The sequence below is a fragment of the Staphylococcus sp. GDY8P131P genome, from assembly GCF_017891975.1.
GTDB lineage: Bacteria > Bacillota > Bacilli > Staphylococcales > Staphylococcaceae > Staphylococcus > Staphylococcus nepalensis.
This window is the reverse complement of the sequence record NZ_JAESKF010000031.1, coordinates 1-5,584: the sequence shown is the minus strand read 5'-3', so window position 1 is coordinate 5,584 and position 5,584 is coordinate 1. Positions and strand designations below refer to the sequence as shown.

General features: G+C 36.1%; 4 protein-coding genes. 2 read left to right on the top strand and 2 right to left on the bottom strand.

The window, feature by feature from the left end; all coding sequences use genetic code 11:
• Positions 1-416 precede the first annotated feature (416 nt).
• The gene (locus KA894_RS14350; RefSeq protein ID WP_015059961.1) at positions 417-1,067 is read left to right on the top strand and encodes a replication/maintenance protein RepL; all 651 of its coding nucleotides are present in this window, start codon (positions 417-419) and stop codon (positions 1,065-1,067) included.
• Positions 1,068-1,717: 650 nt separating this feature from the next.
• Positions 1,718-3,292, top strand: coding sequence for an ABC-F type ribosomal protection protein Vga(E) (locus KA894_RS14345; RefSeq protein WP_032495718.1), 1,575 nt, complete (start codon positions 1,718-1,720; stop codon positions 3,290-3,292).
• Between the two features lie 296 nt (positions 3,293-3,588).
• Here the strand turns inward: KA894_RS14345 and KA894_RS14340 are convergent, their stop codons facing one another.
• Positions 3,589-4,737, bottom strand: coding sequence for a relaxase/mobilization nuclease domain-containing protein (locus KA894_RS14340; protein WP_032495716.1), 1,149 nt, complete (start codon positions 4,735-4,737; stop codon positions 3,589-3,591).
• Entirely contained in the window at positions 4,719-5,048 is a 330-nt protein-coding gene (locus KA894_RS14960; protein WP_095257132.1) for a MobC family plasmid mobilization relaxosome protein, read from the bottom strand. The genes KA894_RS14340 and KA894_RS14960 overlap by 19 nt, the downstream gene beginning before the upstream one ends.
• Positions 5,049-5,584: the final 536 nt, after the last annotated feature.

Below are 5,584 nucleotides of genomic sequence, written 5' to 3'. Positions count from 1 at the left end.
ACATAGCGAAAGAATCACATTATCGCCGACACTCTTAACGGTTTTTCGGCTACACTGGACAAGCGAACGAGCGAATACTCAATATCCCTATTTCGTATATCGGTCGTTCGGCGAAGCCTAGACAGCCGAAAAATTTCGGAATGCAAGGGGTAAAGGCGTGGAGATTTTTTAGGTGGTTTTCCTAAAAAATACTACCCGACCCTTGCATGTAGAAAAGTGCCTTATAGAAGATATAAGAGTGAATATAAGCTAGTTGTTGTCATATCAATGGATAGAGCGTTTTTTACTAGTCATGGTGTGATTACTATACTAGTCATGGGGTGACTAGTATTAGAGCACTAGATAGTCACTATAAGACTTGACTTTAGTCAAACAATATCATAGAATGGTCATTAATGACGATAGAATAACCATAAATGAGCAGTATACTAATCACACCATGGTCAGTAATGATACAAGTTGTATCAAAAATGATACATATACGTATCACAGCGTGTTACATATTCGAAAAAGGGGAGAAAGTAATAATGGCTGAAATACATGTAGGAGCAGAAAGAGAAGTTCTAAAACCTAATTCTATGAGTTTTGAAGAGCGTAAGATCCAAATGGAGAAGGAAGAAGAAATCGAAAAGGAAATTCGCAAGAGAGATAAAAACAGTCCTTACAAGAGGTGGATACAGTTAAATAAAGACGCTTATAAAGCAGAAGATTGGCTAATGGCAAAATCACCAATAGCATATAGAATTTTTAAATTCTTAATAAATAATATGGATTCATACAACGCTGTAATGTGCTCTTATAAAGTCTTAGAGGAACAATTCGAAGTAAGTACTTCAACGGTAACAAGAGCCGTTAAATTGCTTAAAGATAAGCAATACATTGATGTATATAAATCAGGTACATCAAACGTATATGCAGTTAATAAACAAATTGCTTGGAACAGTTGGGGAAGTAATTTCAAGCATGGTAAATTTAGTGCGAATGTTATTCTTTCTGAAAGCGAACAAGATAAACAAACTAAATTAAAAATTCAAAGACATAAAGAGGTTACTTTAGAAGAAATTTAACATCACGTTAAATCAATATAACATACAGGTTGGAGATGGTAGATAAAGAACCTTATCTCTATTCACAGCTTATCGTAACAAAAATTGAACACTTAGGTGAAAAATGTTTGTCTAAGCGTTATTAGTAGCCAATGTTAGACTAGAAATGTTCGTGATAATAGTTAAGCAAGTTTGCTGTACGAGAAGCGAGAAAATGAATTAAGAGAAAACATTACAAGTAGTTTAGAAAACATTCCAGAAAGATGGCTCGGGAATCTCTTAAATTGTAGCTCCCATCCGATTAGTTATTTTCGCTTTGATCAGAATAAGATTTAATTTCTTATCTAAGTAAAGCATAGAAATATTGACAGAGACATATAGAAAGCTTATATTTAGATTAAATGATACGAGAAAGGGTGTTACTATATCACAATGAACAATTAATCCTATTTATTAAAGAAAATCAACATAAAATAGTGAGTCAATAACTTAAGCTAGGTTATTTGTGGAGCGTTTTATGTATCATTTTCAGAATAGGATTGTATTGTGCAATGTGGTTTACCCTAATTTTGTAATGCTTTTTTAGGTGTATACTTACAAATTTTACTGACCTCCTATTCTGAATGGAATTAGGGGGTTTTTATATCCCCTCAAAATAAGGAGATGGGATTATGCTATTATTTGAAGGAACATCAATCAAAAAACAATTACATGACAGAGTGCTATTTGATATTGATTTAATACAAGTGCATGATAATCAACGTATAGGCTTAGTAGGTAGGAATGGAACAGGAAAAACAAGCCTATTAAAAATTATTACAGGTGAAGAATTACCTGATGAAGGTAATATCTCTCCTTTTACCTCTGTGAAATTAGTGCCACAATTTAAAGAATCAAGATTGGAGAAAAGTGGTGGCGAAATAACACAGCAATATTTACAGAACGCATTCAATGGGAATCCAGGCTTACTGCTTTTAGATGAACCGACAACACACTTAGATACGGAAAGAATTGCTTGGCTAGAAAAAAAGATAAGAAACTATCAAGGAGCAGCTGTCGTAGTATCTCATGATCGGACATTTTTAAATAATGTATGTACTGACATATGGGAAATTGAAAAAAATACGTTAAAAATATTTAAAGGAAATTATGATGAATATGCAAAGCAAAAAGAAATACTTAAAAAACAAAAACAAACTGAATTTGAAAAGTATGAACGTGAGAAACAAAAATTAGAAAGAGCAATACGTCAAAAAGAAGAAAGAGCTCAACGAGCAACAAAAAAACCTAAGAATCTAAGTTCATCTGAAGCGAGAATAGTGGGTGCTAAAACCCACTACGCCAACATACAGAAAAAGCTGAGAAGTTCGGCAAAAGCTTTAGAAACAAGACTGGAACAATTGGATAAGGTTGACAAGGTGAAAGAGCTGCCTGAAATTAAGATGGATATGTTAAATGAAGAAAACTTAACAAACCAATCTGTATTACGTGCTGAAAATATTAAGGGAGAGATTGAAGAACGTAAGCTCTGGGAACCCTTTAGCTTATATTTATATGGAGGAGATAAAGTTGCTATCATTGGAAAAAATGGCTCAGGTAAAACAACGTTGCTTAAAAAAATAGTGAAGCAAGATGAAGGAGTGACAATTCCAGAAAAAGTAAAGATAGGTTACTTCTCTCAACACTTAACCATCCTAAATGATGAGAAATCAATCATAGAAAATGTACAATCGACCTCTAGTCAAAATGAGACATTAATAAGAACAGTTTTAGCAAGAATGCATTTTTGGGATGAAGATGTCTATAAAAAGGTAGGCATATTAAGTGGTGGTGAAAAAGTAAAGCTAGCTTTAGCTAAACTATTTTTAAGTGAGGTGAATATGCTCGTTTTAGATGAGCCGACTAACTTTTTAGACATTGCAGCTTTAGAAGCGCTAGAAACATTAATGAAAAGTTATCATGGAACGATTCTATTTGTTACTCACGACCGAATGTTAGTAAAAAATATAGCTACAAAAATAATTGATATAAAAGATGGTAAGATAACAGTATTCGATGGATCGTACGAAGCATATGAAGAGTGGCTGGAGAATAAAACAAAGTCTAACAATGATGACCAACTTTTATTAATTGAAACTAAAATATCTGATGTTCTGGGTAGGTTGAGCTTGGAACCTTCGCAAGAGTTAGAAGATGAATTTCAAAGATTATTGAAAGAAAAGAAAGAACTGACTAGAGGGGAATAAAGCAAACCTATTGATATGTTCCCACGAACGTCCCATTAAGTCGACATGTCCTTGCATACGAGCCTTTCACTAAAATCGAAAATACATCCACTTTATCTATTCGTCCTATACAGACTTGACAATATTGGATAACATAGCTTACAACCCTCTAGAGCTAAAGCAGAAAGGACTGGCATAAAGCCAGTCTTTTTAATTAACTAAGGAGCAAATAGAGAATTGGAACAGTAATTGCACTTGTAGCAACACCATATTTTAAAGCATCAATGATATTCGTAACCAATGCCCCATGCTTTGCACTAGAGACTAAGTCCATCGTCTCTTGTCTTGCTTTTTTGACGACGCTGTTTAGATTGTTCTGCATGTTCCTCACGCTCGACTTGATTTCCTCGTTCATTTCTTCCAATTGAGCGTTGTTCGTCTTTTGAAGTTCCCCCAGTGCTTGAATGGTCCTGTTGTTGTTCCTTTGAATTTCCTCGTGTCCATCTATCAAAATCTTTTGCAAAACTTCGGTGTTTTCTTTCAACATCTTCTCTTGCTCGTTCAAGATTGACTGCATGTTCCTCATGACTTCGTCCGATTTCGACTGGATTTGATTCAATTGATTGTGAATCGTGACTTCTTTCGCCATTTCCTCGTTCATGTGAACTCTGATATAACTTTTCATTAGTTCGTTGAGTTCCCTGGTCTCTTGAAACAGTTCGCTCATGCTCCTGTTCTCGTTCAGCTTGTCTTGTAAAGACATTTTCTAGCCCCTCCTTTTCATAGTCAGCACCCAATTTATTAGCCCGTATAAAGCGTTCTCGTTCTGGATGTTTAAAACTAAGTGTTTTACCCCTCAATTTCGTTTCGACCCCGTAAACGTCATTTAAATGCTTTTTAAAGCTATCAAAGTTTGTTGAATTATTTCGAGAGTATTCAATCGCTTCACGCAATTCATCTTTCCAAGATGGTTTATTTTTTTCTAGTAAATGTTGTTCTGCCAAAGTATGACGAACACTAGCGTTATGCTCTGTAACTATTGATAAATCATGATTTTTGCATACTTCATCGCTCAATGATCTAGCACGCTCAATTGCTTCCTTTCCATGTGCTTGATACTTTTTACCAGTTTCAAAGTTAACTGAATTTATCACGATATGATTATGAATATGGTCTTTATCTGCATGTGTGTAAACAGCTACTTCATGGTTTTTAGCTAATTTCTCAGCTAATTCTAAACCTACTTGATTCGCTTTCTCTGGTGTAACCTCGTTAGGTTTGAATGACTGGATAACATGATGTGCTTGTATTCCATCATTTTTAGAAAAAAGTTCCCTTGTTTGCTTCATTTGTGACTTTGCATAATCAATATCAAGATTATAGCCATCTTTCACAACTGCCCTTTTTTCTGCATAGTTGCATAATCGACTAGCAGAACGAGTTGTACCTAGCTGAATTGTTGCCATATTGCATGCAACTCCTTTTTGATAGCTTGTAATTCTTCGCTATCAATCGCCCCAGCGCTTGCATTTGCTCGCCTAGTCAATTGATTCACGTTGTTCCCAATTGCTCGCAACTGCTTTGCTATCTCAATTGCCCCCGATTTATCAATTTTCGGTGGCTTCATTCGATAGCCCATTGCCCGCTTTTTTGCAAAAGCTGGCACGCTCATATGAAACGTATCAGCAATTTGCTGTAACCTTTCATATTCGCTGTCGTCCACTCGAAATTTAATCTGCCGACTACTCGCCCGATTTTCTTTCCTCGTTCCCGACATACAACCACCTCACTATGCTCATTTTTCAATCGCATATCATACAAATTAAATGCTCGCTATTCACTCTCATTGTAACTTGTATTGTGAGGATTGGCAAGCTCTATATTTGGTACCCAAATAAGCTTGTTTTTGCTGTCGCAAAAATGCCCCCTAACCCCCATTTACATGGGGGGATTAAGACCTTGCCTTTTTGAAAAAAGGCAACCCCAAAAACTTTCACATATCAAGCCCCCAACCCCCGAATCTTCGGGGGCTCCCTCGCCGGTAGGCAGGTCGAAAAAATGGTTTTTCGACAAGCCAAGAGGGTACTTTTGCGAATGTGTCAATTCCTTAAATTCTCACTTCATGGATCAGCAAAAACCGCTGACCCATTCCGTTGCGATTTACCATTGACACATACCATATTTAGCTTTCTTCCAGTCAGAAAGCTTTTAACCATATTTCGCAATGCCTTTGAACTTGGTCTTTCCCCCCTATTTCGGTTGAGGGAGTGAGGCTGGGGGTGTGGGGGCTAGCCCCCGCATAACGAATTCTAT

What these genes read in the sequence shown, in the direction of transcription:
- KA894_RS14350 (WP_015059961.1), top strand. Translation starts at nt 417, where the DNA reads ATGAGCAGTATACTAATCACACCATGGTCAGTAATGATACAAGTTGTA.
- KA894_RS14345 (WP_032495718.1), top strand. Translation starts at nt 1,718, where the DNA reads ATGCTATTATTTGAAGGAACATCAATCAAAAAACAATTACATGACAGA.
- KA894_RS14340 (WP_032495716.1), bottom strand. Translation starts at nt 4,737, where the DNA reads ATGGCAACAATTCAGCTAGGTACAACTCGTTCTGCTAGTCGATTATGC.
- KA894_RS14960 (WP_095257132.1), bottom strand. Translation starts at nt 5,048, where the DNA reads ATGTCGGGAACGAGGAAAGAAAATCGGGCGAGTAGTCGGCAGATTAAA.